Genomic DNA, 747 nt, shown 5'->3' with positions numbered 1-747 from the left:
ATCACAAACAAAACTTAAGGTTTGCATTCAGGTTGTACTGGACTTCTTTTACAAAAAGGGCTGTTTAAGCGCTTTTCGACACTTCTCTTCGGGATGACAGCACCAGGCTGACAAATGGGAAGGTCTCTACCGTTAAAAGGAGAACACCAGCTAGCTCTCCCTTTATAATGGAATCCTGCTTGGATCATGCAAGCATCAATCGTTGCATTCTCATTGTTGCTTAACTTTTGAACTTCATCCTCAAGATAATTAAGGTGTGGCAAACCACACTCTAGCAATGCTTTTCCTACCTCCGTAGAATCTGCTCCTAGCTTCTCCCACACAGCCGTCTCTCCTCGAGGAGGTTTATCAATGTTTTCAATATCACATCCAGCAACCGTTAACAGAATGAGCAGGCTTAATAAATTAAACAACATTTTCATTTTTTGTTCCCTGTTCTCGTTGAATGAAGTTTGTTAAAACCAAATGAACCATAATTAATTTGACACTCACGACTCGCATCAGCATAACAATTATGGGGGCTCGGGTTAAGGCCCAAGACCGCTCTCCCCATCTCTCTGAGAGGATTAGTTGCTATAGTAAATAAACTGTTTGCTGCAAATATCGTCATATAAAAAGGATTTTTTATACCTTTCTCCAAAAGTGAAAAATCTAGATTTAAAGGTGCCTTATAAGCCGTAGGCCAATTGTAACCAATCACTGTACTAATGGGGTCTAACATATGACCTTGTATGTAGATATAATTTT

At 39.5% G+C, this 747-nt stretch carries 1 protein-coding gene and 1 pseudogene; both read right to left on the bottom strand.

The genetic code is table 11. The features are described 5' to 3' along the window. Window positions 1-14: 14 nt before the first annotated feature. Complete coding sequence (locus tag ACFIMI_RS09720; RefSeq protein ID WP_375623805.1) at window positions 15-422, bottom strand: hypothetical protein; 408 nt, start codon at window positions 420-422, stop codon at window positions 15-17. Beyond that, window positions 419-747 (bottom strand): annotated as a pseudogene (locus ACFIMI_RS09715) (hypothetical protein); the annotation flags it as partial. The gene ACFIMI_RS09720 and the pseudogene ACFIMI_RS09715, both read right to left, overlap by 4 nt.

It is taken from the genome of Bartonella sp. AP4SXKL (assembly GCF_042195845.1).
Lineage (GTDB): Bacteria > Pseudomonadota > Alphaproteobacteria > Rhizobiales > Rhizobiaceae > Bartonella.
This window is presented reverse-complemented; position numbering and strand designations above follow the sequence as displayed.